Source organism: uncultured Microbacterium sp., assembly GCF_963524805.1.
GTDB lineage: Bacteria > Actinomycetota > Actinomycetes > Actinomycetales > Microbacteriaceae > Microbacterium.
In genome coordinates, this window is the sequence record NZ_CAURGG010000005.1 from 106,204 (window position 1) to 132,047 (window position 25,844).

Annotated in this window: 29 protein-coding genes and 1 pseudogene; 16 read left to right on the top strand and 14 right to left on the bottom strand. The window is 69.4% G+C overall.

Going from position 1 to position 25,844, the window contains the following annotated elements:
• The first annotated feature begins 134 nt into the window (after positions 1 to 134).
• Positions 135 to 1,664 (top strand): FAD-dependent monooxygenase, encoded by a 1,530-nt coding sequence (locus RWQ91_RS11405; RefSeq protein WP_314506064.1) that lies wholly within the window; start codon positions 135 to 137, stop codon positions 1,662 to 1,664.
• Positions 1,665 to 1,680: 16 nt separating this feature from the next.
• On the opposite strand, the gene RWQ91_RS11410 is transcribed toward RWQ91_RS11405, so the two are convergent.
• The 5 genes from RWQ91_RS11410 to RWQ91_RS11430 all read right to left on the bottom strand — a co-directional run bounded on the left by RWQ91_RS11410 (position 1,681) and on the right by RWQ91_RS11430 (position 5,450).
• On the bottom strand, positions 1,681 to 2,244 hold the full coding sequence (locus RWQ91_RS11410; RefSeq protein WP_314506066.1) for a cysteine hydrolase family protein: 564 nt from the start codon (positions 2,242 to 2,244) through the stop codon (positions 1,681 to 1,683).
• Between the two features lie 179 nt (positions 2,245 to 2,423).
• Positions 2,424 to 2,921, bottom strand: coding sequence for an HNH endonuclease (locus RWQ91_RS11415; protein WP_314506068.1), 498 nt, complete (start codon positions 2,919 to 2,921; stop codon positions 2,424 to 2,426).
• A 354-nt stretch (positions 2,922 to 3,275) separates the two neighbouring features.
• Entirely contained in the window at positions 3,276 to 4,112 is an 837-nt protein-coding gene (locus RWQ91_RS11420) for a M23 family metallopeptidase (RefSeq protein ID WP_399546332.1), read from the bottom strand.
• Between the two features lie 349 nt (positions 4,113 to 4,461).
• A complete protein-coding gene (locus tag RWQ91_RS11425) occupies positions 4,462 to 5,163 on the bottom strand; it encodes a metal-dependent transcriptional regulator (RefSeq protein WP_314506071.1) in 702 nt (233 codons plus the stop codon).
• Positions 5,164 to 5,312: 149 nt separating this feature from the next.
• A complete protein-coding gene (locus RWQ91_RS11430; protein WP_314506073.1) occupies positions 5,313 to 5,450 on the bottom strand; it encodes a hypothetical protein in 138 nt (45 codons plus the stop codon).
• Positions 5,451 to 5,577: 127 nt separating this feature from the next.
• Here RWQ91_RS11430 and serC point away from each other — a divergent pair, with 127 nt between their 5' ends.
• Together serC and RWQ91_RS11440 are read left to right on the top strand one after the other, a co-directional pair.
• Positions 5,578 to 6,690: a phosphoserine transaminase gene (gene serC / locus RWQ91_RS11435; protein WP_314506077.1), complete on the top strand. Its 1,113-nt coding sequence runs from the start codon at positions 5,578 to 5,580 to the stop codon at positions 6,688 to 6,690.
• A gap of 186 nt (positions 6,691 to 6,876) precedes the next feature.
• Positions 6,877 to 7,386 (top strand): annotated as a pseudogene (locus tag RWQ91_RS11440) (TetR/AcrR family transcriptional regulator); the annotation flags it as partial.
• Between the two features lie 62 nt (positions 7,387 to 7,448).
• On the opposite strand, the gene RWQ91_RS11445 reads toward RWQ91_RS11440, so the two are convergent.
• Both RWQ91_RS11445 and RWQ91_RS11450 read right to left on the bottom strand, forming a co-directional pair.
• Complete coding sequence (locus RWQ91_RS11445; RefSeq protein WP_314506079.1) at positions 7,449 to 8,252, bottom strand: DUF3027 domain-containing protein; 804 nt, start codon at positions 8,250 to 8,252, stop codon at positions 7,449 to 7,451.
• The gene (locus RWQ91_RS11450) at positions 8,236 to 8,619 is read right to left on the bottom strand and encodes a cold shock domain-containing protein (RefSeq protein ID WP_314506081.1); all 384 of its coding nucleotides are present in this window, start codon (positions 8,617 to 8,619) and stop codon (positions 8,236 to 8,238) included. The genes RWQ91_RS11445 and RWQ91_RS11450 overlap by 17 nt, the downstream gene beginning before the upstream one ends.
• A 110-nt stretch (positions 8,620 to 8,729) precedes the next feature.
• Between RWQ91_RS11450 and RWQ91_RS11455 the strand changes: the two genes are divergently transcribed.
• The 3 genes from RWQ91_RS11455 to RWQ91_RS11465 are packed head-to-tail and all read left to right on the top strand — an operon-like array spanning position 8,730 to position 12,431.
• A complete protein-coding gene (locus tag RWQ91_RS11455; RefSeq protein ID WP_314506082.1) occupies positions 8,730 to 8,999 on the top strand; it encodes a multidrug ABC transporter ATPase in 270 nt (89 codons plus the stop codon).
• Complete coding sequence (locus RWQ91_RS11460; protein ID WP_314506083.1) at positions 9,000 to 10,733, top strand: helicase-associated domain-containing protein; 1,734 nt, start codon at positions 9,000 to 9,002, stop codon at positions 10,731 to 10,733.
• A gap of 57 nt (positions 10,734 to 10,790) precedes the next feature.
• On the top strand, positions 10,791 to 12,431 hold the full coding sequence (locus tag RWQ91_RS11465; protein ID WP_314506084.1) for a DNA repair helicase XPB: 1,641 nt from the start codon (positions 10,791 to 10,793) through the stop codon (positions 12,429 to 12,431).
• A gap of 13 nt (positions 12,432 to 12,444) precedes the next feature.
• Here the strand turns inward: RWQ91_RS11465 and RWQ91_RS11470 are convergent, their stop codons facing one another.
• Entirely contained in the window at positions 12,445 to 13,290 is an 846-nt protein-coding gene (locus RWQ91_RS11470; RefSeq protein WP_314506086.1) for an alpha/beta hydrolase, read from the bottom strand.
• A 117-nt stretch (positions 13,291 to 13,407) separates the two neighbouring features.
• Here RWQ91_RS11470 and RWQ91_RS11475 point away from each other — a divergent pair, with 117 nt between their 5' ends.
• The 4 genes from RWQ91_RS11475 to RWQ91_RS11490 all read left to right on the top strand — a co-directional run bounded on the left by RWQ91_RS11475 (position 13,408) and on the right by RWQ91_RS11490 (position 16,899).
• On the top strand, positions 13,408 to 13,956 hold the full coding sequence (locus RWQ91_RS11475) for a TetR family transcriptional regulator (protein ID WP_314506087.1): 549 nt from the start codon (positions 13,408 to 13,410) through the stop codon (positions 13,954 to 13,956).
• A 60-nt stretch (positions 13,957 to 14,016) separates the two neighbouring features.
• Positions 14,017 to 14,709, top strand: a complete 693-nt coding sequence (locus tag RWQ91_RS11480) for a response regulator transcription factor (protein WP_314506088.1) — start codon at positions 14,017 to 14,019, stop codon at positions 14,707 to 14,709.
• A gap of 87 nt (positions 14,710 to 14,796) precedes the next feature.
• Entirely contained in the window at positions 14,797 to 16,491 is a 1,695-nt protein-coding gene (locus RWQ91_RS11485; RefSeq protein WP_314506090.1) for a HAMP domain-containing sensor histidine kinase, read from the top strand.
• Positions 16,492 to 16,611: 120 nt separating this feature from the next.
• Positions 16,612 to 16,899, top strand: a complete 288-nt coding sequence (locus RWQ91_RS11490; RefSeq protein ID WP_314506091.1) for a WXG100 family type VII secretion target — start codon at positions 16,612 to 16,614, stop codon at positions 16,897 to 16,899.
• 177 nt (positions 16,900 to 17,076) lie between these two features.
• Here the strand turns inward: RWQ91_RS11490 and groL are convergent, their stop codons facing one another.
• From groL to RWQ91_RS11515, 5 genes are all read right to left on the bottom strand, one after another.
• On the bottom strand, positions 17,077 to 18,705 hold the full coding sequence (gene groL / locus RWQ91_RS11495) for a chaperonin GroEL (RefSeq protein WP_314506093.1): 1,629 nt from the start codon (positions 18,703 to 18,705) through the stop codon (positions 17,077 to 17,079).
• Positions 18,706 to 18,893: 188 nt separating this feature from the next.
• Complete coding sequence (locus RWQ91_RS11500) at positions 18,894 to 19,094, bottom strand: cold-shock protein (RefSeq protein WP_018172554.1); 201 nt, start codon at positions 19,092 to 19,094, stop codon at positions 18,894 to 18,896.
• A gap of 135 nt (positions 19,095 to 19,229) precedes the next feature.
• On the bottom strand, positions 19,230 to 19,805 hold the full coding sequence (locus RWQ91_RS11505; protein ID WP_314506097.1) for a LytR C-terminal domain-containing protein: 576 nt from the start codon (positions 19,803 to 19,805) through the stop codon (positions 19,230 to 19,232).
• Positions 19,806 to 19,864: 59 nt separating this feature from the next.
• Entirely contained in the window at positions 19,865 to 20,116 is a 252-nt protein-coding gene (locus tag RWQ91_RS11510) for a DUF3263 domain-containing protein (RefSeq protein WP_314506099.1), read from the bottom strand.
• Between the two features lie 24 nt (positions 20,117 to 20,140).
• Positions 20,141 to 21,121, bottom strand: coding sequence for a DUF2332 domain-containing protein (locus tag RWQ91_RS11515; RefSeq protein ID WP_314506103.1), 981 nt, complete (start codon positions 21,119 to 21,121; stop codon positions 20,141 to 20,143).
• A gap of 86 nt (positions 21,122 to 21,207) precedes the next feature.
• On the opposite strand from RWQ91_RS11515, the gene msrB reads away from it, so the two are divergent.
• Together msrB and RWQ91_RS11525 are read left to right on the top strand one after the other, a co-directional pair.
• Entirely contained in the window at positions 21,208 to 21,609 is a 402-nt protein-coding gene (msrB, locus tag RWQ91_RS11520) for a peptide-methionine (R)-S-oxide reductase MsrB (protein ID WP_314506105.1), read from the top strand.
• Complete coding sequence (locus RWQ91_RS11525) at positions 21,606 to 22,193, top strand: nitroreductase family protein (RefSeq protein ID WP_314506107.1); 588 nt, start codon at positions 21,606 to 21,608, stop codon at positions 22,191 to 22,193. The genes msrB and RWQ91_RS11525 overlap by 4 nt, the downstream gene beginning before the upstream one ends.
• A gap of 21 nt (positions 22,194 to 22,214) precedes the next feature.
• Here RWQ91_RS11525 and RWQ91_RS11530 read toward each other — a convergent pair whose 3' ends face one another.
• Complete coding sequence (locus RWQ91_RS11530) at positions 22,215 to 23,159, bottom strand: DMT family transporter (RefSeq protein ID WP_314506109.1); 945 nt, start codon at positions 23,157 to 23,159, stop codon at positions 22,215 to 22,217.
• A gap of 74 nt (positions 23,160 to 23,233) precedes the next feature.
• Here RWQ91_RS11530 and RWQ91_RS11535 point away from each other — a divergent pair, with 74 nt between their 5' ends.
• The 4 genes from RWQ91_RS11535 (at position 23,234) to RWQ91_RS11550 (ending at position 25,806) form a co-directional block, all read left to right on the top strand.
• Complete coding sequence (locus RWQ91_RS11535; RefSeq protein ID WP_314506110.1) at positions 23,234 to 23,893, top strand: hypothetical protein; 660 nt, start codon at positions 23,234 to 23,236, stop codon at positions 23,891 to 23,893.
• A gap of 81 nt (positions 23,894 to 23,974) precedes the next feature.
• A complete protein-coding gene (locus RWQ91_RS11540; RefSeq protein WP_314506112.1) occupies positions 23,975 to 24,904 on the top strand; it encodes an SDR family NAD(P)-dependent oxidoreductase in 930 nt (309 codons plus the stop codon).
• Positions 24,905 to 25,066: 162 nt separating this feature from the next.
• Positions 25,067 to 25,306, top strand: a complete 240-nt coding sequence (locus tag RWQ91_RS11545; protein ID WP_314506114.1) for a hypothetical protein — start codon at positions 25,067 to 25,069, stop codon at positions 25,304 to 25,306.
• A 2-nt stretch (positions 25,307 to 25,308) separates the two neighbouring features.
• Positions 25,309 to 25,806 carry an SRPBCC family protein gene (locus tag RWQ91_RS11550; protein ID WP_314506116.1) on the top strand — a complete coding sequence of 166 codons (498 nt, stop codon included), beginning with the start codon at positions 25,309 to 25,311 and terminating at the stop codon, positions 25,804 to 25,806.
• The last annotated feature ends 38 nt before the right edge of the window (positions 25,807 to 25,844 follow it).

Genomic DNA, 25,844 nt, shown 5'->3' on the forward strand with positions numbered 1-25,844 from the left:
CAACGCCATGAGGAACGCTATCGCCGACTTCCGACATCGCAGAGGGCATTTCCGTGCATTATGTTCGATTCTCCCCCGCCTGGCCTGTCAGCACTTCCTTGCCCTCACCTCGTCCTCCGGTGGTAGAAACAATCATGAAGACAAGCGTCCTGATCGTCGGCGCCGGCCCCACCGGCTTGACACTGGCAGCTGAACTGCAGCGACGGTCCGTCGACTGCGTCATCATCGACGCCCTCGAAGGTCCGATGTCGTGGGATCGGGCCACGATCGTCCATCCCCGCACGATGGAACTGCTCTCGACCGTGGGGCTCAGCGATGATCTCCGCGACGTCGGCGTGCATCAGCGATTCATCGACATCTTCTCGGGCGGGGAGCACCTCGGGCGGATGGACCTCGCGGAGGTCGACAGTCCGTTCGCCTTCAACGTCAATGTGTCGGAGGAAGTGACCGAGCGCGCCCTCTCCCGCCACCTCCACGCGCAGGGCGGCGCGGTGAGATACCGCCACCGACTCACCGGGATGGACCTCACCGATGCCGGGGTGCTCGCCCGCATCGAGCATGCCGGCGAGGAGTACGAGCTGGAGGCCGAGTGGATCGTCGGGTGCGGCGGACTGCACAGTCCGGTGCGCGAGCTCAGCGGCATCCCGTTCGAGGGTCACAGCATCGCCCAGTCGTGGGCCGTGGTGGACACGACTCTGGCGGGTTGGCCGTTCGGGCATGAGACGAATTTCGCCTTCCTCGATCACGATTCGGTCATCCTTACTCCGCTGCCGGAGCTTCGCTGGCGCGCCTACATCCGGCCGACCTCGGACACGTCCGACCTGGTCGAGGACGCCAGTGCGGTCGTCCGCCGGTACGCGCCGGAGGTGTCGCTCATCGACAACGCCAATCCGACGCGCTTCCACTGCCACACCAAGGTCGCCACCGTCTATCGGCGCGGACGTGCACTGCTGGCCGGGGATGCCGCCCACGTCTGCTCGCCCGCGCAGGGCCACGGCATGAACAGCGGCATCCAGGACTCGTTCAACCTCGCCTGGAAGCTCGCGCTGGTGTGTCACGGCGAGGCCGACCCGCGCCTGCTGGACTCGTACGAAGCCGAGAGACGACCGGTAGCGCTCAAGATCACCGCCTCCGGCGACGGCTTCGAGACGATGCAGACCCTGAGAGACGACGACGCACGTGCGGAACGGGATGCCGCACTTCGGGCCACCTTCGCCGATGATGCGGCGCGTCACCGCGAGATCCTCGGCGAGGCCGAGCTGGACATCTCTTACGAGGACTCGCCGATCATCGTCCCGGCCGTCGGGGGACCGGCGGGCGTCGGTGCGGGCCACCGGCTTCCCGCCGGAATCGGTCTGTACCCCCTGCTCGGGACGACGCACACCGCTGTGGTCATCGGGTGCGACTCGGCTCGGGTCGCGGAGACGACCTCGGCGATTCAGGATGCGTACGAGCGCGAGATCGACACGGTCATCCCCCTCGCCCTCGACGATCCGGTCCTGGACCCGACCGTGCGCTCAGCAGCCGACGATCTGCTCGGAGCGGCGTCGATGACGATTCTGGTCGTCCGGCCCGACGCGTACATCGGAGTCCGCTCCGATGACGCAGGCCTCGAGCCGGTCCGTCGCTACCTCGATCTGGTCCGGGACGGCGCGGCCTCCTGAGAGGACCGCGCCTCGCCTATTCGCCGACCAAGCCGGCGGTCGTCGCGATCCGCGCGAAACCGCCCGCCTGCAGGTCGAGGGCGGTCGTTGCCATCAGATCGGACGCCGTGCGCGTCACGACACCCAGACCCGCGACATCCGCCGTCAGGTCGAACGTCTGCGTCGCATCGAGGGCGACCGTCACGTCGTAGCCGAGATTGCCCGCCATCCTCGCGGTCGTCTCGACGCACATGTTCGTCTGGATGCCGCAGATCACGAGTTCCCGGATGCCCTCCGCGGTCAGCCACTCTCCCAGGTCGGGGTCGCCGTAGAACGCGGAGTTGACGTTCTTGCGCACCCGCAGCGCCGGGTCGACCGTGGCCACGGCATCCATCAGCGCGTTCCCCGCGTTGTCGGGGTGCAGCGGCGATCCCGGCGAGACCGAGTCGTGGTGCACCACGACGATCGGCTCCCCCGAGGCCTGCCAGGCGCTCACGAGCGCGGCGACGTTCTGCTCGCAGTCGGGGTTCGTCGTCGGCCCCCAGAAGTCCAGGTCGTCGAAGGCGCGCTGCATGTCGATCACAAGGAGGGCTCGGGTCATGTCTCCATCACATCACGCCGGATGTCGCCGCGGCCTCCGTCATGCGCGGATGTGGCCGCGGCGCATGTCCGCCAAACGGCGGAATCGGATGCCGTTCTCAGCAGAAATCCGGACATGCGGGTGCCGGATGCCGAACACACCCGGCAACGAGCCGAGCACGTCCCGACTGCACGGGGCGACTAAGCCGCGAGGGCGAGATACGGCTCCCAGCAGGGGTCGGTGCGGTCGGTTCCGCGCACGGTCCACTGCACGCCGCGCGGGGGTCGCGGGGTGACCAGCAGGTCCCACGACATCTCCTGCGGGGTGCGGTCGCCCTTCACGTTGTTGCAGCGCAGGCAGCAGGCCACGAGGTTCTCCCACGAGTCCGCTCCGCCGCGCGAGCGCGGCAGCACGTGATCGATCGTCGAGGCCGCCTTGCCGCAGTACCCGCACCGGTGCGCATCACGGCGCAGCACCCCGCGTCGGGTGACCGGGATGTGCCGCCCTCCCGGAACGCGCACGTACCGCGTCAGCACGATGACGGCCGGGCGATCGTACTTGCCCTGCGCCGCCCAGACCGGCTCCCCGTCGACGTGCTCCACGACGACGGCCTTCTCGTTCATCACGAGCACCAGAGCCCGCTTGAACGACACGACAGCGAGCGGCTCGTAGCCCGCGTTGAGCACCAGAGTGCGCATTCCTCATCCTCTCGAACGGCCGGGACGGCTTCCCGGGATTCGACTTCCACGACGATCCAGTCGCGGAGGAGGCATGAAAAAAAGGCGCTGTCTACAGACAGCGCCCAGGCGCCGCGGCAATGCCGCGGCATCCACTCGTGCAATGCCGAAGGACGAGGCGTCCAAGCGCATCCATGGTTCGGATGCGTGGTGTGCGGCCCATCGGCTCCCCTCCGCTTCTCTCAGCGTCGGGTTTCAGGCTAATGCACGCTCGGCGCGGACGGGTCGCACGACCGGGTGAACGATCAGAACCGTGTCGGGAAACGGATGCCGCGGCATCCGTCCCCTCGACGAAGAAGACTCAGGCAGACAGGCTCAGCCGGCGTTGGACTGCAACCAGGCCCACGGGTCGACGACGCCGCCGTTGATGTGGATCTCGAAGTGCACGTGGCAGGCGGTGGAGCTGCCCGTCGAGCCGACGAAGCCGATGAGCTGGCCGGCAGAGACAGCCTGCCCGACCGAGACCTGACGGCTGCCGTAGGTCATGTGGCCGTAGAGGCTGTTGACGGACTGGCCGCCGAGCGCGTGGTCGATCGAGATTGCCACTCCGTACCCGCCGTAGCTCTCCTGCGAGACGCTGACGATACCGGCCGCCGTGGCGTAGATCGGCTCACCGCACGAGGCGAGCAGGTCGACACCCTGGTGGTAGCCGGAGTCCCACAGTCCGCGTCCGAGGGTGAAGTTGATGATCGGCCAGCGCACTTCGCCGCTGCCGGGCGAGACCATGCTGATGTTGACCGGGCTGGAGGACGAACTGCTCGAGGTGACGCGGGCACGAGCCGCGGCGGCTTCGGCGGCAGCCTGAGCGGCGGCGGCCGCAGCTTCTTCGTCCTTCTTCTTCTGGATCTCCTCGGGCGTGGTCGCCGAGTAGCTTCCGCGGTTCAGTTCCGAAGCGGACGAGTCGGAGGCCACGACGAGGGACTGCGCGTCGTCGGCCGCGACCTGCTGCAGTGTGACGGCGTCATCGGCCGGGCGCCAGGCGCCATAGGCCGGAAGCGCGACGGTGGCCACGAGACCGCCCACCATCGTCAAGATCACGAGACTGCGCAGGGGACGACTCTTACGGGAAGAGCGGGGAGCCTGGGGGGCCGCGTCATTCGGCGCCTTCGGCGGTCGCGACGATGCGACTCTGCCGGCGGGAGTGCGGGGCACGGCGGTGCTTCGTCCGCGGCCACGACGCGTGAGACTAGTGTCGTCGCGGTGGGGCTCGGTCGCGGGCGAATTTATTTCTTCAGCCAATAGTTCCTCCGGCGCCTCTGCGCCGGGCGGCGCTGGCTCGTCAGCATTCGATGTCGGGGCACGATATGCAGGCGTAACCACGTGGACGACGAGCCGGGGAGGCAATCCGCATGGCGTCCGACGGCGGGCTTCTCGCCTGTGGACATCTTCACGCTACCTGAAGGTAACGAATATGTCACGTTGAGGGCCTGGCAGATGCCTGGGTGTGTGTCCGGACGTCCCCTGAGGAGGAGCCGGTGCGCGTGCGCTTCGGCTGCGGGGGTCAGGTGCGGTCGTCGACGAGGAAGATGTGCGAGGCGACTTCGACCGGCAGTTCGAGTCCCTCATCGCTACCGTTCATCTGCACCAGCACGTAGCCCTCGCTGTACCGGTAGTCGCCCGAGGCTCCGGGCATGACGCCCGCGGCCTTGAGCTGCTGCAGCAGCTCGGGGTCGACCTGCACGGGCTCGGCCAGGCGGCGCACGGTGCCGGTGATCGGCTCGCCCGCCTCGTTCAGGCGGCGCACCAGGCCCACGACACCCTGCTCGAACTGCTTCGCGGGCACGTCGCCCAGCTGCGCCAGCCCCGGGATCGGGTTGCCGTAGGGCGACTCGGTCGGGTGGCCGAGCAGTTCGACGAGACGGCGCTCGACCTGCTCGCTCATCACGTGTTCCCACCGGCACGCCTCTTCGTGCACGTAGGCCCAGTCCAGGCCGATGACGTCGGAGAGCAGGCGCTCGGCGAGCCGGTGCTTGCGCATGACGTCGACCGCCTTGCCGCGACCGGCGTCGGTCAGCTCGAGCGTGCGGTCGTCCGAGACGACGACGAGCCCGTCGCGCTCCATGCGGCCGACGGTCTGCGAAACGGTCGGGCCGGAGTGACCGAGGCGCTCGGAGATGCGCGCGCGCAGAGGGACGATGGCCTCTTCCTCGAGTTCGAGGATCGTGCGCAGATACATCTCTGTCGTGTCGATCAGGTCGGTCATCATGCCTCGCAGACGCGGAATCAGTGCAAAGGCCAGCCTATCCAATCCCGCTCACGCCCCTTCCGGGCTCCGCTGGAGGCGGAACCCGGCCCGGGCGCGCGCGACGCCTCCCTTCCGCCTGGTCGCGGAACGGCGGAGAGCGGGTGCGGCTACTTGCGGTGCGTGGCTTCGCTCACGTCGGTGCCGGCGCGGTGCTCAACCTTCGCCTTCTTGGCGGCACGCTTCTCTTTGAGAGTGCTCGAGGCCGCAGTCTTGCTCGACGACTTCTTCGGGGACTTGTCTGACACGATGACGCCCTCTGTTCGGGAGCCCGATCAGGCCCCGTGTCGCCACCATAACCCTCTTGCGCGTGCACGGCTTCACGGGCCGTCACACGGACAGGGATGCCGCGGGCGCCGACCATACAATCGAGGGATGCCGCACCTCGTGATCCCGCGTGACCTTCTGCCCGCCGACGGACGCTTCGGCTGCGGCCCCTCGAAGGTGCGCGGCGCGCAGCTGGAAGCCCTCGTCACGCGCGGCGCGACGCTGCTGGGCACCTCGCACCGCCAGGCACCGGTGAAGAACCTCGTCGGCGACGTGCGCACGCACCTGGCGGAGCTGTTCCGCCTGCCCGCGGGCTATGAGGTGATCGTCGGCAACGGCGGATCGACGGCGTTCTGGGATGCCGCCGCCTTCGGGCTGATCGAACAGCGCAGCCAGAACCTGGTCTTCGGCGAGTTCGGCGGCAAGTTCGCCTCCGCGGCGAAGGCGCCGTGGCTGCAGGCGCCGGACGTGCGCGAGGTCGCCGCGGGCACCCGCACGACGGCGGAGGCGGTCGCAGGCGTGGATGTGTACGCATGGCCGCACAACGAGACATCGACCGGTGTGTCTGCGCCGATCGCCCGCGTCGACGGCGACGCCGGAGCCCTCACGGTCATCGACGCGACCAGCGCCGCCGGAGGGATCGACTTCGACGTCGCCGAGACTGACGTGTACTACTTCGCGCCGCAGAAGAACCTCGGCTCCGACGGCGGCCTGTGGTTCGCGGTCGTCTCACCCGCGGCGATCGAGCGCATCGAGCGCATCGCGGCCTCCGACCGGTACATCCCGGAGTTCCTCAGCCTCAAGAACGCGCTGGACAACTCGCGACTGAACCAGACGCTCAACACGCCGGCGCTGACGACTTTGTTCCTCCTCGACGAGCAGCTGCAGTGGATCCTCGGCAACGGGGGGCTCGCGTGGGCCGATGCCCGGACGCGGGAATCCTCCGGCGCACTGTACGAGTGGGCAGCGGCATCCGAGGTCGCCACCCCCTTCGTGGCCGATCCCGCCGACCGCTCCCCCGTGGTCGTAACGATCGACTTCGCCGACACGGTGGATGCCGCATCCCTTGCGGCGACGCTGCGTGCCAACGGCGTCGTCGACACGGAGCCGTATCGCAAGCTCGGGCGCAATCAGCTGCGCGTCGCGACATTCGTCTCGATCGAGCCGGACGACGTGCGCCAACTGATCCGCAGCATCGACTTCATCCTCGACAACCTCTGAGCACACCCCGCGTTGCCGAGCGACTTACACATCTGTAAGTTGACGAGCGAGATCGCGCGTCGGAGCGGGGGAAACCTGATGGCATCGGAGAGTGCGCCGCGGGCTGCCCGCACGCCGGGTGCTGCGCGGGCCCGCAACCCCCGCGCCGCAACCGTCGAACGGCGCGAAGCCGTGCTTCGGGCAGCGATGAGCGTCTTCGGACAGCGCGGGTACAACAAGGGCGGCCTGGTGGAGGTCGCCGAGCAGGCCGGCATGACCCACGCGGGCGTGCTGCATCACTTCGGCAGCAAAGAAGCGCTGCTCGTGGCGATGCTGCAGTACCGGGACGGCGAGGAGGCAGCCGGGGTTCCCGGTCGCGCGCAGACCGAAGGTCCGGCCTTCCTCGGGCACCTCCTGGACACGGTGACCGAGAACACCTCCCGCCCCGGCGTCGTGCAGACCTACACGGTGCTGTCTGCCGAATCGGTCACCGAGGGCCACCCCGCGCAGGGCTACTTCCGAGATCGCATCACGGTGCTGCGCGACAAGATCGCCGACGTGCTGGCCGAGGTGACCGGGCGCGATGCCGGCGAGGACGACGTCCGCGATGACGCCTCCGCACTCATCGCCCTGATGGATGGTCTGCAGGTGCAGTGGCTGCTGGACCGGGACGCGGTGGACATGCCGCGCATCGTCGCCAAGGTCATGGACGAACTCGTCGACCGGCTGCGGACCGGCATCGCGGCCCCCGAATTCCCCCGGTCACCGGCTGAGAGCGGTCAGGACGCGGGCTCGTCCTCGTCTTCGCCCTCTTCGTCGACCTCGTCGGCGTCTTCCTCAGCGTCGAAATCGTCGTCGTCGGAGTCATCGACGTCTTCGTCGTCCGACTCTTCGTCGTCCGAATCTTCGTCATCCGACTCGTCTTCGTCGAGGTCGATCGCGTCGGCGTCGTCGGACAGTTCGTCGATGTCGACGCCGTCCACGTCGCCGGAGTGAAGGATCGGCGAGCCGTCCCGGTCGAAGTCGACCGCGTCGAGATCGTCGACGTCGTCGAGGTCTTCGTCTTCGTCCTCGACGATGACCAGATCGTCGGTCGCCAGGCCTTCGGCGGCGAGCGCCGCCTGTGCTGCCTGGTACTCGGCCAGACGCTCCGCCCACGGCAGCCAGTCGGGCGCGGTGAGCGCCCCGTCGCCGGGCATCAGCTCGGCCTCGAGAACGGTCGGCGCGGAGCCCTCGACCTGCGCGAGGCTCACCGTCCAGAACCAGCCGGGGTAGCCGGGCATGCGGTTCGCGTATCGCACGGTCAGCACGCCGCCGGCATCCACCGACGAGTCCGTCGGCTCGCCCACCGTCGTCGCGGGCGTGATCTCGTGCAGCGCCGCCAGGGCGAGCTCGCGCGCGGCGATCTCATCGATCGGCTCGAGGACAGGTGAGACCGCGACCTGCTCCGACGACTCGTCGGGCGTCTGCTCCACCTCAGCCGTCGGTTCGACCTCAGGCGCCTGTTCCACTTCAGCCGTCAGGTCGACCTCAGGCGTCGGTGCCGTCTCAGGCGTGGGCGCCGTCTCAGGCGTCGAAGTCATCGGCGACCTTGCGCAGCACCGCGGCGACCTTCTTGCCGTGAGCGCCGCTGGGGTACCGGCCGCGGCGGAGGTCTCCGCCGATGCCGTCGAGCAGCTTCACGAGGTCTTCGACGATGATCGCCATGTCGTCCGCGGGTTTGCGCTGCGCCTTCGACAGGCTGGGCGGCGCCTCGAGGACACGCACCGAGAGCGCCTGCAGACCACGTTTGCCGTCGGCGACGCCGAACTCCAGGCGGGTGCCCGCCTTGGGTGCCGGCGTACCGGCGGGAAGAGCGGTGGCATGCAGGAAGACATCCTGGCCATCGTCGCCGGCGATGAAGCCGAACCCCTTCTCCTCGTCGTAGAACCTGACCTTGCCGGTGGGCATGGGAACCTCGCTGTGTCGTGCGCCTCGATCACGGGCACGGGGGAATGCGGGACCGATCGATCCCGACCCACAGCCTACGGCACGCTGCGTCACCCGATAGGCTGAGCCCGATGAGCAACCGCACCCCCGGTGGGGACGTCCCGGTACGACGTCTCGACCGCATCCTGGCGTACATGTCGCTGGGCCTGGCGGTCGTATCGATCGGCTGCTTCCTCGCGATCATCATCGCCAGGCCCGCCGGGGTGACCGATTTCACCGCGGGAATCTGGCCGATCGTCGCGGTGCTTCCGCTCATCGCACTTCCCCTCGCATTCCTCATGATCCTGGCTCTGCTGATCATGACTTTCGTGCGGAGGGCACGAGCAAACCGAGGGGGCTGAATGGTCTCCGACGAGCGCGCACTGGCCGTACGCCTGGCAACGACCGACGACGGCGCCCTGGCGCGCACGTTCGCCGAACGCGGGGTGGCACCCTCCGCCCCCTGGCACGACTTCTTCGACGCAGCCGCAGGGCTGCTCGAACCGGCCTCGGTGGAACGCGCCGTCAGCAGGCTTCCCCGGACGACCCTCGTCGCCCTCGCCGCCGCCCTGGACGGCGCGGCCCTTCCGCCGTCCCACCGCGAGCTGCTGACGTCGCTGGCGCTCACCGACGAGGACGCAGCCCCCTTCGGCGCCGTCCTGGCACGCGTGCGCGCCGCATCCATGGCGCACCCCGACGCCTTCGTCGCCGAGCCGGCCGCGCCGCCGGTACCGACGGCGACGGAGAGGGATGCCGCGGCCGCGGCCGAGCGCGCCTTCACGACCGTCGGCGCGCTGGCCGACGTTCTGCTCGCCGGCCTGCACACGCCGCTCTCCCGCACGGGAACAGGGACGGTCAGCGCGGTCGATCGTCGCCGATTGACCGAGGCGGGCGCGCTGGGCTCCGTCGACGACATCGACGACCTGGTCGCCGCGGCGGCCGCCGCCGACCTGGTGACGGCCTCGGGCCGCGAGTGGGTCGTGACCGCGACCGGACTGGAGTGGCTCGAAGCGACGACCACACGTCGCTGGGCGCTCATCGTCGAAGGACTGCGCGCCGCGCTGCCCGCCGGGTTGCGCACGGACGAGGGCGGGTTCCGTCCGCTCGCCAGCTGGGCCGGCGCCTATCCGCTGCACGCGGAATGGGCGGAGCGTGCCGCACGGCTGCAGCGCATCGCCGCGGCCTGGGGCCTTCTCACCGCGGGCGGCGAGCCTCGCTGGACCGCCGCGCTGCGGGTGGGGGACAGCGCCGACACCGGCAGCCTGGCGGCACACCTTCCGGCCGAGATCGACCGCGTGTACCTGCAGGCCGACCTCACCGCGATCGCACCCGGGCCGCTCGCGCCCGCGCTCGACCTGCGTCTGCGCACGATCGCCACCCGCGAGTCCCGCGCACAGGCATCGACCTACCGCTTCAGCACCGAATCCCTCGGCGCGGGCATGACCGAGGGCGAGACGGCGGATTCGATCCGCGGGTTCCTGAGCGGAATCTCCCTGACCGGCATCCCGCAGCCGCTGGACTACCTGGTCGAGAGCACCGCCGCCCGGCACGGCCTGATCCGTGTCCGCGCGGACGAGGCGACGGCCCGCACGCGCGTGGAGGCGACCGATCCTTCGCTGCGCGACACGATCCTGGTCGATCAAGCGCTGCGCCCCCTCGGGTTCGTCCGCAACGGCCATGAACTCGCGTCGAAGGTCGAGCGCGACGCGGTGTACTGGTCGCTGGCCGATGCCCGGTATCCCGTCGTCGCGCTGGATGCCTCCGGCGCACCGGAATCGTTGCGGCGCCGCTCTCGCGCCGCCGAATCCACGGCTGCGGCCGAGCCGCGCGACACGTACGCCCGCCTGATCGCCGCGCTGCGCGCCGGGCACGAGACCGATGCCGACGCCGCCTGGCTCGGTCGGGAACTCGAGCAGGCCGTGCGCAGCAAGTCCGAGATCATCGTGGTCGTGCGGATGCCGGATGGATCGGAGCGCTCGCTCACCCTCGAGGCGTCGGGTCTGGGCGGCGGGCGCCTGCGCGGCCGGGATCGCAACGCCGACGTGGAGCGCACCCTGCCGGTCTCGAGCATCGTCAGCGTGCAGCCGGCATCCTGATCCCCTTCCCGCCGCACCGCGATCCGTCCGCGCACCTGCCCGGTAGGATGGAACGTTATGGCTGACGGTCCTCTCATCGTGCAGAGCGACCGGACTGTGCTGCTGGAAGTGGCACATCCGGACGCCGAGTCGGCGCGCCACGAACTGGCGATCTTCGCCGAGCTCGAGCGCGCTCCCGAGCACATCCACACGTACCGCATCACCCGTCTCGGCCTGTGGAACGCCCGCGCCGCCGGCCACGATGCGGAGGACATGCTGACCACCCTCGACCGCTGGTCGAGGTTCCCGGTGCCCCCGTCGGTCTCGATCGACATCCGCGAGACCGTGGGGCGCTACGGCCGCCTCACGATCGAGCGCAATGAGGACGGCGAACTGTTGCTGACCGCCACCGACACGGCGGTGCTCACCGAAGTGGCCCGCAACAAGCGCATCCAGCCGCTGCTGATCAGCCAGCCGACGCCGCAGTCGTTCGTGATCGACGCCTGGGCCCGCGGTCACATCAAGCAGGAGCTGCTGAAGATCGGGTGGCCGGCGGAGGATCTCGCCGGCTACACGCCGGGGACGCCGCATCCGATCGAGCTCGACGAGACGAACTGGACCCTGCGTCCGTACCAGCGCAAAGCCGTCGACATCTTCACCGAGGGCGGATCAGGAGTCGTCGTGCTCCCCTGTGGCGCGGGCAAGACCCTCGTCGGCGCTGCGGCGATGGCCGACACCAAGACGACCACCCTGATCCTCGTGACCAACACCGTCAGCGCCCGGCAGTGGCGGGACGAACTGCTCAAGCGCACCTCCCTGACCGCCGAGGAGATCGGCGAGTACTCGGGGCAGATGAAGGAGATCAAGCCCGTCACGATCGCGACGTACCAGATCCTCACCGCCAAGCGCGGCGGACAGTACGCTCACCTCGCGCTGCTGGATGCCCTGGACTGGGGCCTGATCGTCTACGACGAGGTGCATCTGCTGCCGGCACCGGTCTTCAAGCTGACCGCCGATCTGCAGGCGCGTCGCCGCCTGGGGCTGACCGCCACACTGGTGCGCGAAGACGGCCGGGAGGGCGACGTGTTCAGCCTGATCGGCCCCAAGCGCTTCGACGCGCCGTGGAAGGAGATCGAGGCCCAGGGCTTCATCTCCCCCGCCGCCTGCTACGAAGTGCGCGTCGACCTGCCGGCGGGCGACCGCCTCGAGTACGCGGCCGCCGCCGACGACGAGCGCTACCGCCTGGCCGCAACCGCGCACGCCAAGATCGGCGTGGTCCGCCAGCTCGTCGAACGCCACAAGGGCGAGCGCATCCTGGTGATCGGCCAGTACCTCGACCAGATCGACATCCTCGCCGAGGCGCTCGACGCCCCGCGGATCACCGGCGCGACCCCGGTGGACGAACGCGAAGAGCTGTACCAGGCGTTCCGCGTCGGGGAGATCTCGCTGCTGGTGGTCTCGAAGGTGGCCAACTTCTCGATCGACCTGCCCGAGGCCTCCGTCGCGATCCAGGTCTCCGGGTCGTTCGGCTCACGCCAGGAGGAAGCGCAGCGGCTCGGCCGCCTGCTGCGGCCCAAGGAGTCGGGGCGCACCGCGAGCTTCTACACGCTCATCGCGCGCGACACCGTCGACCAGGACTTCGCCCAGAACCGGCAGCGGTTCCTCGCCGAGCAGGGGTACAGCTACACGATCCTGGACGCCCACGCCCTCGCGGCCTGATCGCCTCGGCCGGTCACGGCGTCCGTACGAAGAAGTCCTCGGCGAGGGCTTGCACCGCGCGGGGATTGTCGTCGGTCATGAAATGCGCTCCGCCGTCGACGGATACGATCTCGAGGTGATCTGCGAAGCGGGAGACATCGCCGCAATGTGCACGAACGAATGACGCCGTCAGAGGCTCATCCTTGACACCGAATGCGTACATGCACGGCACCTTCAAGCGCTCCTTCCGATATGCACCGGTCGCCAGGCTCGGCACTTCGCCTCCGATGAGCCCGCGGTAGATCTCGCGGATCGCCTCCTCGTTCTGCGGCTGACGCAGCGGCGCGAGGTAGGTCTCCACCGTCTCGGGGGCCATCGGTCTGGCCACGTAGGGTGGCTCGAACAAGTACTCGAGCGATCGTCCTCTCCGATGGAATCGGAGCTTCGGCACGTGTCGCATCGCGGGCAGCATCCCCAGCCCCAACCGCATGAACGGCGGCGGCACCGAGAGGATCACCATCGCGCGCACGCGATTCGGTTGCGCGTACGCGAGTTGGGCTGCGGGGATGGCGCCCATGTCGTGTGCCAGGATGCGTACGCGCTCCAGTCCCAGGGCATCCAGAAGGGCGAGGAGATCGTTCCTCATCGAGAACCGCTCGATGCGGGTGGTCGCGGCGCACGTCCACCCGGAGCCACGCAGGTCCGGACAGATCACCCGGTATCGCTCGGCGAGCGCAGGCCCGACCTGACGCCACTGCCACCAGTGCTGCGGAAACCCGTGCAGCAGAAGAACCGGCTCCCCTACGCCGATGGTGGCGACGTGCGTGCGCAGCCCGAGCGTCTCGACGTACTCGTGCGCGAAGCCCGGCACTTCAGGCATCGGGGGCGGCTCAGTCACCGCCGCAAAGGCAGAAATCTCGTCCATGCGCCGAGAATACTACTTCCGTAGTGGCGTGTCACTACAGAAGTAGTAGACGATCAGATCTATCGTCTAGTCATGGCTTCGACGAAGACGAGAGCGCTGGAGGCGGCGCTCGCCCTGGTGGGTGAGCAGGGCATGCGCGCCCTCACCCACGCCCGCGTCGACCAGCTAGCGGGGCTGCCCAAGGGCTCCACGTCGAACTGGTTCCGCACGCGCGAGGCACTGATCTCGGGCGTGGTGACCTACCTCGCCGAGAGCGAGCGCGCGGACTTCGCCGCGGCCGACACGTCGACGATCGAGACCGCCGATCAGCTCATCGATTCGCTGAGCGCAATGATCGCGGCCGAAACCGGCCCCTTCGCCGGGCGCACCAGGGCTCGCTACGGCCTGTTCCTTGAAGGCGCCGGCGATCCAGAACTGCTGGCACCGCTGCTCGAGCAGCGCCGCACCTACCTCGAATGGACGACGTCGCTCCTCGCCCGCATCGGTGCGCGATCGCCGGAGGACTCCGTGCGGGCCCTGATGGCCGCGGGCGACGGCCTGGTGCTGCACCGTCTGACCGTTGATCCGGACGCCGAGATCCGGCCGGTCATCAAACGCGTCGTCCGAGCCTGCATGCAGTGATCGGATGCCGCTCCGCGCGATATCCAGACAGCGCATCGAATACCTGGCCATAATGAAGCCATGACCGCACCTCGTATCCTCGTTGTGGACGACGAGCCGAACATCCGCGAACTGCTCATCACGAGCCTGCGATTCGCAGGATTCCAGGTCCGGGCCGTCTCCAACGGCGCCCAGACCATCTCGGCCGTCCTCGAAGAGGAACCCGACCTGATCATCCTCGACGTCATGCTGCCCGACATGAACGGGTTCAGCGTCACCAAGCGACTGCGTGGCGCCGGCTACACCGCCCCGATCCTGTTCCTGACGGCCAAGGACGAGACTGAGGACAAGATCGCCGGCCTCAACGCCGGCGGCGACGACTATGTGACCAAGCCCTTCAGCCTCGATGAGATCGTGGCCCGCATCCAGGCGATCCTGCGTCGCACGATGCAGGCCGACGAGGAGTCGGTGATCCGGGCCGGTGAGCTGACGATGGACCAGGACACGCACGATGTCCTCGTCGGCGACGCGTCGATCGACCTCAGCCCCACCGAATTCAAACTGCTGCGGTACCTGATGCTCAACCCGAACCGGGTGCTGTCCAAGGCGCAGATCCTCGACCACGTCTGGGAGTACGACTTCAACGGCGACGCGGGCATCGTCGAGAGCTACATCTCCTACCTTCGTCGCAAGATCGACCCGCACTCCTCCGAACCCCTGATCCAGACCAAGCGCGGCTTCGGCTACATGCTCAAGGCGGGCAAGACCGCCTGACGCGGTCACTGATCCAAGGGGGCCGTCCTGGCGAACAAGACGGATGCGGTCACCCGGGGGTGGCGCAGCATCAGCCTGCGCGCGAAGGTGACCGGAGTCACCGTCGCGGTGCTCGCGATCGGTCTGTTCGCCACCGGCGCCGGGGCGACGGTGTTCTTCCGCAACGCCCTGATCTCCAATCTCGACGCCGCCGTCGAGCAGGCGGCCACGACCGACATCGCCACGGAGCTGTTCGACTTCGAAGTGTCCGGCGGCGTAGCCATCGTGAGCGAGAAGGCCGATCCGTCGCGGACGGACTACCACGTCGCCGTGTACGTCTCCGAACCCCCCGGCGCATTCCTGATCGCCGGCGGCGCCGACGGCACGGAGCCGGACTATCCTTCCGAGTTCGCGCTCGAGAAGGCCTACACCGTCGGCACAACCCCGTTCTGGATCCAGGATGCCGAGACCGGCGCGCAGTTCAAGGCGAGCGTCGCGCCCCTGGAGGTCGGCGGCGCGCTGTTCACCCAGCTGGTCGCGCTGCCCACGGCACCCGTCAACCAGGCCATCGGAACCTTCCTCGGCATCTACAGCATCCTGTCGGTCATCGCGATCATCTCCGGTGCCCTCCTGACGCGGTGGCTGGTCACGCTCACCTTTCGCAGTCTCGGCCAGGTGGAGCGCACCGCTGAGGCGATCGCGGCGGGCGACTTCAGCCAGCGCATGACGGACGTCGAGCCCGCGACGACCGAGGTGGGGCGGCTGAAGGCGGCGATCAACGCGATGCTCGGCAGGGTGGACTTCGCGATCTCGCAGCGCGACTCGTCGGTGCGTCAGATGCGCCGGTTCATCGGCGACGCGAGCCACGAGCTGCGGACGCCGCTCGTTACCGTGCGCGGCTACGCCGAGCTGTACCGGATGGGCGCGATCTCGGGCGACGAGGACGTCGCCCAGGCGATGGAGCGCATCGAGAAGGAGGCGATGCGGATGGGGGTGCTGGTGGAGGACCTGCTGGCGCTCGCCCGCCTGGATGAGCGCCGCGACGTCGTCATCGCACCGGTCGACCTGCGGCCGATCGCACGGGATGCCGCGCTCGATGTCCGCGCAACCTCCCCGCTGCGGCTGGTCACCGTGTACGACACGACCATCGAGGAATCCCCGCTGTCCGAGCCGATCGCCGAACCGCTCGAGGAGCCGGAGGCGCAGGCACGCCGTCGTGGCGGCCCGCCCACCTCGGCGATCGCACGCGCGGGCGGCGGTGCGCTGTCGCTGCTGCGCCGCAAGCCCCGCCCCGTCTCGGCAGCGCAGGTGTCGGGAACCGCCGAGATGCCGGCGATGACGCCGCTGCCGGCCGTGGTGCCCGGTGGTGGCCCGATCGCCCCGATCGTGCTGGGCGATGAGAACCGCATCCGTCAGGTCGTGGCCAATCTGCTCGGCAACGCGCGCCGGTTCACGACCGAGGACTCCCCCATCGATCTGCGCCTCGGGGTGGACGCCGCGGCGGGCATGGGCTGGATCGAAGTCGCCGACCATGGCGAGGGCATCCCCGAGCAGATCCGCGACAAGATCTTCCAGCGCTTCTGGCGCGCCGACACGTCGCGGGCGCGCGAGACCGGAGGCACCGGTCTCGGGCTGTCGATCGTCGCGTCCATCGTCGAGGCGCTGCACGGCTCGGTCGCGGTCACCGAGACTCCGGGCGGCGGCGCGACCTTCCGTGTCGGCTTTCCGCTGGCGCAGCAGCGGGACAACGCCGAGCAGCTCATGATCGAGACGCAGCCGCTGGAGGGCCTGCCGCAGGAGTGAGGCCGCTTCCTCCCCAGGTCGGGATCGCGGGCGGCGTGCCCACAGCCACCGTGGGGCGACGGTCGACGAGGCCACTGGGCTCCTAGCGTGGCAGGCCCAGCCACCGATCAAGGAGCACCCATGGCCGTCTTCTCCGTCGACAGCGACGCCGTCCTGTCCACCACCGCCGCCGTCCGCGGCACGATCGACCGCCTGCAGGGCGAGACGCAGGCGATGCTCACGCAGCTGACGCAGCTGCAGAGCAGCTGGACGGGCAGCGCCGCCGTGGCCTTCCACACCGTGATCGACCAGTGGCGCGCCACGCAGCGACAGGTCGAGGAGTCGCTCGCCGGCATCAACGCCGCGCTCGCGGCCGCCGGTCGCCAGTACGCCGAGGCCGAGCAGGCGACCACCAGTCTGTTCCGCTGACCCGATCGCACGAAGCTCGCAGAAACCGACGAACTTCGCAGGATTCTCGCCCGATGCTGCGAAGTTCGCGCGGAAGTGCGAGGTCGCCGGATCGCCAGCCGAGCCGACCGAACATGCAGAAGAGCCCCTCCCGAAGGAGGGGCTCTTCTGTGCGTTCAGTGACGCCGACTCAGTGGATCAGAAATCCATGCCACCGGTCGGGTCGCCCGCCGGAGCGCCGACCTTCTCCGGCTTGTCGGCGACGACGGCCTCGGTCGTCAGGAACAGCGCAGCGATCGACGCGGCGTTCTGCAGAGCCGAGCGGGTGACCTTTGCCGGGTCGATGATGCCCTGAGCGAAGAGGTCGCCGTACTCGCCGGTGGCGGCGTTGAGGCCGAAACCGGGCTCGAGCTCGGCAACCTTGTTCGCCACGACGCCGGGCTCCATGCCCGCGTTCAGAGCGATCTGCTTCAGCGGCGCCTCGATCGCGACGCGAACGATGTTCGCGCCGGTCGCCTCGTCGCCGAGCAGGCTCGTGAGGGCCTCCGTGCCGAACGCGACCTTGCCGGCCTGGATGAGCGCGACGCCACCACCGGGGACGATGCCCTCCTCGACGGCCGCCTTCGCGTTGCGAACGGCGTCCTCGATGCGGTGCTTGCGCTCCTTCAGCTCGACCTCGGTCGCAGCGCCGGCCTTGATGACGGCGACGCCACCGGCGAGCTTCGCCAGACGCTCCTGCAGCTTCTCGCGGTCGTAGTCGCTGTCGGTGTTGTCGATCTCGCGACGGATCTGCGTGACGCGACCCTCGATCTGGGAAGCCTCGCCGGCACCCTCGATGATCGTGGTCTCATCCTTGGTGATGATGACCTTGCGGGCACGGCCGAGCAGGTCGAGGGTGGCGTTCTCGAGCTTGAGTCCGACCTCCTCGGTGATGACCTGGCCGCCCGTGAGGATCGCGATGTCCTGCAGTTGCGCCTTGCGACGGTCGCCGAAGCCGGGCGCCTTGACGGCAGCCGACTTGAAGATGCCGCGGATCTTGTTGAGCACGAGAGTCGCAAGCGCCTCGCCCTCGACGTCCTCGGCGATGATGACGAGCTCCTTGCCGTCCTGGATCACCTTGTCGACGATCGGCAGAAGGTCTTTGATGTTCGAGATCTTCTGGTTGGCGATCAGGATGTAGGCGTCTTCGAAGACAGCCTCCTGACGCTCCGGGTCGGTAACGAAGTAGGGGTTGATGAAGCCCTTGTCGAAGCGCATGCCCTCGGTGAGCTCGAGCTCGGTGCCGAACGTCTGCGACTCCTCGACGGTGACGACGCCTTCCTTGCCGACCTTGTCGATCGCCTCGGCGATCAGGTCGCCGATGGTGCTGTCAGCGGCGGAGATGGATGCCGTCGCGGCGATCTGCTCCTTGGACTCGACGGGCTTGGCGGATGCCAGCAGCTCGTCGGAGATGGCCTTGACGGCCTTCTCGATGCCCTTCTTGAGCGAGATGGGGTCAGCTCCGGCCGCGACGTTGCGCAGGCCTTCCTTGACCAGTGCCTGAGCCAGCACCGTGGCGGTGGTGGTTCCGTCACCCGCGACGTCGTCGGTCTTCTTGGCGACCTCCTTGACGAGCTCCGCGCCGATCTTCTCGAAGGGGTCCTCGAGCTCGATCTCCTTGGCGATGGAGACGCCGTCGTTCGTGATGGTGGGGGCGCCCCACTTCTTCTCAAGTACGACGTTGCGACCGCGGGGGCCCAGTGTCACCTTGACGGCGTCGGCCAGGATGTTGAGGCCGCGCTCGAGACCACGACGGGCCTCCTCGTCGAAAGCGATGATCTTAGCCATGTGTTTTTCGTCCCTCCCGGACGTTGCGATGTCTTAGCACTCGGGTGAGTCGAGTGCTAATCCATTCTGGCACTCGCCCCTACCGAGTGCAAGCCGTGGGGACGGATGCGGTGACGAAACCGTCGTGCAACGCCGAAGCCCCGCCGCACGAGGCGACGGGGCTTGCGCACGATGCGCGTCGGCGGGGCTCAGACGACGCGGACCGATTCGGCCTGCGGGCCCTTCTGACCGGCGCCGACGGTGAACTCGACGGTCTGACCCTCTTCGAGCACGCGGAAGCCGCTCATGTCGATGTTCGAGTAATGGACGAAGACGTCCTGCCCATCGGCCACGGTGATGAAGCCGAAGCCCTTCTCGGCGTTGAACCACTTGACGGTGCCCTGGGTCATCTGACTCTCCTGTAGTGCGGGGGGAACAGGGCCATCGTATGCACGCGCATCACCGTGAAATCGCCGGAAAGCCAAGTGTTGACACGCGTGCATCGAAGTGTTTACCGGCCTGAAACACGGGGCCGTCCGCGCGACTCAGCCCGACGGCGAGGGGCTGGGCGGGTTGGCCGTGCGATCCAGGCCGATGACGATGGTGAGCTGCTTCGCCTCGGGATCGTCGGCCGGCTGGTACACGTCGCTCTGCTCGAGCTTCGCTCCCCCGATCACCTGGGCGAGGCCGGCGGCCGCCGCCTCATCGGCCGGCAGGTAGTAGTAGATCGTGGTCTCCGCGAAGTCGGTCGAGCCCGCTTCGCTCGCCAGCACCGTGTCGTCGGCCCAGCCGGCGGCGACGACGGTGTCCTTCATCTGCGTCGCGAGTCCCTGCTCGGGCGTCGCGTTGAGCACCAGGACGTCATACGTCGTGTCGACGACGGGAGTCACGACGGGAAGCGGAGCGGCCGTCGGGGTGGGAGTCGGGAACAGGACGACCCGCCCGGTCACCAGCAGCGTGCCGAAGATGCCGACGGCCACCAGAACGATCGTCGCGAGCACCGCCCACAGCAGCACCACCCAGCCGCGCATGCGAGGATTCTCCGCACGATGGGCGCCGACCCGGCCCGCATCCGCAGGGAGGTCGTCGAAGCGATCCCGCGGGAAGGTCGTTCTCGGCACCCCCCGATGGTATCGGTCGCGGGCAGGTCGCCCTGTCCACGGCGGCGTGCGAGCGGAGCTCAGCGCGGCGCGCCGGCGGCCCGGGCGATCCTCGCCTCGTGGCGGGCATCGCGGATGCGCCGCAGGCGCTTGACCAGCATCGGATCGTGTTCCTGTGCCTCGGTCGTGTCGATCAGCCGGCCGAGCAGCTGGTAGTACCGGGCGGGGGAAAGCCCCAGCTCCGCACGGATCGCCTCCTCCTTGGCACCGGCGTGCCGGCGCCATTCGGCCTCGAACTCGAGGAGGGCGCGGTCGCGGTCGGTCAAGGGCACGACGTCACGGTAGCCCGAGGTCGGTCAGTCTTCGCGGCGCCACTCCACGAAACCGCCGAGTGGATCGACCGCGGCCAGAGCGGTCCCGTTGCGGCGCAGCACGAACCTCGTCCAGGCCGAGTCGACCGGTGTCACGCCGTCGAGCGCAAGCCCCGGCGGGTCGATCGAGATCCAGACCGCGTCGAGGTCTGCGATGTGCGCGATCAGGAGGTCGCGGCCGGCTCGAGGGATGTGCGGCAACACTCCGGGTGTCGTGATGACGAGCGTCGCGTCGGGCGGCGCTTGCCTGGCGAGCAACTCGAGCACGCCCCGCTCGGTGGCATCGCCCCGGACGAGCACCGGCGGATCGGCGGCGACGACGTCCAGAGCGGCCTCGATGCGGCGCCTGCGTCCTTCCTCCCCCGGCCACACCAGGCTCGTGAGGAATCGCCGGTCATCGGCATCCGCGGCGTTCAACGGCGCGAGGTCGATCCCGCCGCGCCAGAGGATCTCGGGAATCCGCAGCGCCGGGTCTCCCACGAGCGCCGACTCGAGGACGACGGGCGAGACCCCGGCGGCCGGGTCCAGGTCGGGGCCGCCGCGGTACCGGTACGAATACCGATCGGGATACAGGCACAGCCCGGCGCTCGCCCCGATCTCCAGGAGCGCGATCGGCCCGTCGATGCCGCTCAGCGCGGGCAGCAGGGCCGCGCAGCGCAGGGGCTCGTTCGTCTGCAGGCTGCGCGCTGCGCACTCCGCCACGACGGCCTCGGCGTGCGCGAGAACCCACTCCGCCCACGCGCGGTACGACGCCTCCGGCGCGCCGAGCATCCGCGTGACCGCGAACACGAGGGGCGGCTGGCGGTGTGCCGCCGCGATGCGGCCGAGGAGGGCCGCCACAGGCGGGTCCGACGCGACACCCGCGGCCCACTCGGCGTACAGCGCAGATCGGCCCGGGGCCTCGTCCCGTGCGAAGTGCCCGTAGCGGTCGGCGACCTCGACGGCGACCGGGCGGGCGGCATCCATCGTCCCATTCTCCCGGTGAGGCGCCGTCGCCGCGGTCCGGCACCCCGACCCGTGGGGTTGAATGGACTCTGGCGAAGGAGGACCCGATGACCTACAGCGTTGACAAGAGCGACGAGCAGTGGCGCGCCGAGCTGGATCCGCAGCAGTACCAGGTGCTGCGCGAGGCGGCGACCGAACGGCCGTGGACGGGCGAGCTGCTCGACGAGAGCCGTGCCGGCCTGTACGCGTGCGCCGCGTGCGGCGCCGAGCTGTTCCAGAGCGGCACCAAGTTCGATTCCCACTGCGGATGGCCGAGCTTCTACGAGTCGGTGCGGCCCGAGGCTGTCGAGCTCCTCGAAGACAACGCACACGGCATGGTGCGCACCGAAGTGCGCTGCGCCGCGTGCGGCTCGCACCTCGGGCACGTGTTCCCCGACGGCGTCGGCACGCCCACGGGCGACCGGTACTGCATGAACTCGATCGCGCTCGCGTTCACCCCCGAAGCGTGACGGGCGCGCTCGAGGCGGTGCGCAGCCGCCGCTCGTGGTCGAAGGTGACGGATGCCGCCCCCACGCGCGCGGAGCTGCTGACGCTCCTTTCGGCGGCCGGACGCGTCGCCGACCACTCCTCGATGCGCCCCTGGCGGGTCATCGAACTGCGCGGAACCGACCGCGAGCGCCTCGGGCGCGCGATCAACAAGGCGAACGGCGACAAGGGGTCCTCCTCCAAGCCGCTGCGGGCTCCCCTGCTGCTGGCTGTCGTGGCGACGTACCGCAAGAGCGATAAGGTGCCGCGGTGGGAGCAGGAGGCGGTCGCCTCGGGCGTCGCCCATGTGCTGAGCCTGCTGCTGGACGAGGCGGGCTGGGGCGTGATCTGGCGCACGGGCGACTACACGCGCAGCAAAGCCGTCGCGAGGCTCCACGGCCTGGGCAAGAACGAGGAGCTGCTCGGGTGGCTGTACGTCGGCGGCAAGCCCCCGAAGGCCCGGCCCGGACGACGCAAGGCCGTCGATGCCCGGCGGCACTTCTCCCGGCTGCCGTCGGCGAAACGTCTCGAGGAGCCGGATCTGTCCGAGCTCGACGCGCAGGCCTAGCAGCGAAGCCCTGCTCAGGGTTCAGCGGCGCAGCCGTCCCCACGGAACCGTGGCGATCACGACGGAAAGCAGCGCGACGAGCACCATCGCCAGTTCCTGCAGCGGTCCCGGGCTCGCCGGAGCCGGCCACAGCGCGTCCAGCGCGAACGACGTGCCGAGCTGGCCGACGACCGCTCCGAGTCCGAGCAGCAGCACGCCGGTCTGGGCGACCAGCGCGGCCGACATGAAGATGTACACCACTCCGATGACTCCGCCGAGGTAGAGCCACACCTCGGTCGGGAAAGCCGCGGGCATGCCGACGATCGCCACGTGGACGGCGGCGGCGATCGCGAGGACCACCGTGCCGCCCGCGAAGTTGACGAACGTCGCCGTCAAGGGCGTGCCGACGCGCTGGCGCAGACGCCCGTTCGTCGCCTGCTGCCACGCGATGCCGATGCCGGTCAGAAGCGGCAGAGCCAGCATCCACCACGGGATGCCGCTCAGTCCGTCTCCGGCCAGGGCGATGCCCACGGCCGCGAGCGCGAGCGCCCCGCCCAGCAGTCGGGGAACCGTGACGGCGACGACGCCGGCGGGGCCGTAGCCGACGCGGTCGAGCACGAGCCCGCAGACGGCTTGGCCGGCGACCACTCCGACGGTGAAGAGCGAGACGCCCAGCAGGCCCACGGCGATGCCCTGAGTGGCGACGGTGAGTGCTCCCGCAGCCCCTCCGGCCAGCATCCACCACGGAATTGCCCGGGTGCGGATCCCGCGCACGAGCGCGGCAGTCCCCCGGCGGCCCACCGGCAGCACGCCCGAGAGCACGAGAAGGATCACCAGGCCCGAGCCGAAGGAGACCACCGCGGCCACGAGGCCGTCCTCCAGCCGTACGCCGAGCTGACCGTTGACCCGCGCCTGCAGCGCGGTGAAGACGCCCACCAGCACCGCGCCGCCGAGGGCGATCCAGGCGGGCAGGCGAGGGCGGGTCACGTGCCCATCTTGCCGGGCGGCGGCGCCACGGACGGACGGGAGGTGCGTGTCCGGGGCCGCGGTTACCCTGGACTGTGCCCACATCTGCGCGCACGCGCTCCCTCCTCACCTGGCTGCCGGCCACGATCCTCGTCGTGATCATCGGCCTGATCGTGCTGGCGACATTCGCGGTGCAGGGGTCATGGTGGGCCGAGGACCGCCCGACGGCATCGACCGATCAGAAGGCGACGGACGGATCGAGCATGCTCACCGACGCCGGCTTCGACTACGTCAACGTCGAGGGCCTGCTGCGCGTGCGCGTCGGCGACGGCGCACTGACGGCGCAGGAGCTGGGCATGCCCGCGGACGGCGAGAAGTCAGCCGAGTTCCGCCGCCCGGTACGCGCTGTCGTCGCCGGCGGCGAGGACGTGTACGTCGTGGACGACATCGCGGCGCTGTCAGCCGTCACGAAGGACGGCGAGCTGGCGTCGGTGACGCTCACGTTCGACAATCCGGGCACGTGGTCGGATGCCGTCGATAAGGTCCAGGAGCTGGCACCGACATACGGGTGGGACGAGGCGCAGATCGCCGGACTCGACGCCCAGCTCGCCGAGTTCAACCGCAGCGGCACGGGCGACGCCTTCACCGCCGTGGTCGGGCCGTCGCAGGGCGGCGCCCACGTCACCGCCACGCTCTCGTTCTTCAGCGGCAGCGGCGCCACTCCGGTCACGCTGACCTTCGAACCCGGGAGCTGAGGCGACTTTCGGGCGCATATCCCGAGCCCGTGGCCGTGGCAAGCCCCTGCCGGGACGTACGTTCATCCGCAGGATGGCGATATGACTGATGCAGCGGAGCTCGCCGGCAAGACTGTCGTCGTCACCGGCGCCTCGAGCGGCCTCGGCAAGGGCGCGGCCCTCCAGCTCGCGGCAGCGGGGGCGAAGGTGGTGGCGGCGGCGCGGCGCGGCGCCGTGCTCGACGAGCTCGTGGCCGAGGTCACGGCAGCCGGAGGCACGGCGGTGGCGGTCCCGACGGATGTGAGCGATCCGGATGCCGTCGCACGGCTGGCCGCGACGGCATCGGAGCGCTTCGGGCGCATCGACGTGTGGATCAACGACGTGGGGATCGGCTCGCTCGGCAGCTTCTGGGACGTGCCCGTCGCCGATCACGCCCGCGTCGTCGAGGTCAACCTGACCGGACTGATGTACGGCGCGCACGCCGCGATCCGCCAGTTCATCGCGCAGGGCAGTGGAACCCTCGTCAACGTCGGATCGGTCGAAGCCGACGTGCCCCTGGCGTACCAGTCGTCGTACGCCGCGACGAAGGCGGGCATCCTCACGTTCGGCCGGTGTCTGAATGAGGAACTGCGCCTGGCCGGGCTGCACGAGAGCATCCGAGTCAGCACGATCATGCCGTGGGCGCTGGACACCCCCTTCTGGTCGCATGCCGGCAATTACACCGGACGCACGTTGAGGATGGCCACGATGGCTGATCCCCAGCCGGCGATCGATGCGATCGTCGCCGCCTGCACCCACCCGCAGCCCGAGCACCGGGTCGGAGCGAAAGCGCATGTGGCCGGCGTCGCCGCGCGCGTCGCCTCCGGAGCGGCGGATCGGGTGTCGGCGCTCGTCGCGGACTCCGAGTCGCGGAAGGGGACGCCGGTGGCACCCACCTCGGGGGCGATCCACGTGCCCATCGAGGAGGGCACGAGCGTCGAGGGCGGCATCCGCCCGCGCATGAAGGCGGAGGATGCTGCGCCGCACCCGTGAGCGCGCGCCGGCGGGATCCGAATGCGGGCGGTTTGTCAATCCCCAGACGGTTTGTCGCCGGGGAATCGCATGATGAGGGCGGTGGCAGAAGCATCGTCGCAGTGTCGCGACGGCTCCCCACGCAGTATCGCCTCACGAACGCACGGAAGAACGGAGCGGTCCATGTCGCAGGCCCACGTGCAAGAGCGGGTTCCCACGGCGGTGCACGCCGAACTGGTCTGGATGGGCGCGGGTGGCTGGGTCGCCTACGACACGTCGGTGCCCGAAAACGACGCGCGGCGGGTCCTGGCGTACCTGGAGTGCAAAGACCAGCACGTCGTTGTGACCTGGGTGCGAGACAAGCGCGCGGACGAACGGTTCGACAGCCTGCGCGACGCCCTGCAGGCGGTCCGAGGCTGCTGAGCGTGTCGAGGAACGTGCGAGTGCTGCACTGCGCCCCCGAGGACGTGTTCCGCGTCCTCGGGGACGGGTGGCTCTATCCGTGCTGGGTCGTGGGTGCGTCGCGGATGCGCGTGGTGGAATCGGGCTGGCCGCAGCCCGGTTCCCGGCTGCACCACTCCTTCGGCGTGTGGCCGGCGCTGATCGACGACGCGACGGTCGTCGAGATGTACGAGCCGCCCCGGCGCATGGTCATGCGGGCCAGGGGGTGGCCGATCGGAGAAGCGCGGGTCACGATCGATGTGAAGCCGCGCGGCCGCCAATCTGTCGTGCGCATCCAGGAGGAGCCCGTCGCCGGTCCCGGCACGCTCGTCCCCCGTCTGCTCATGGATCCGCTGCTGCACTGGCGCAACACCGAGACCCTGCACCGACTCGCCTACCTCGCCGAGGGCCGGGGCTCGGCATCGCAGCCCAGAACCGTCGACGCCGAGATGCTGCACGCCGGCGGCTCCGCGTCGAAGTGACGGTGCAGACTCAGGGTCGCGGTCGACAGCGAGGCAGC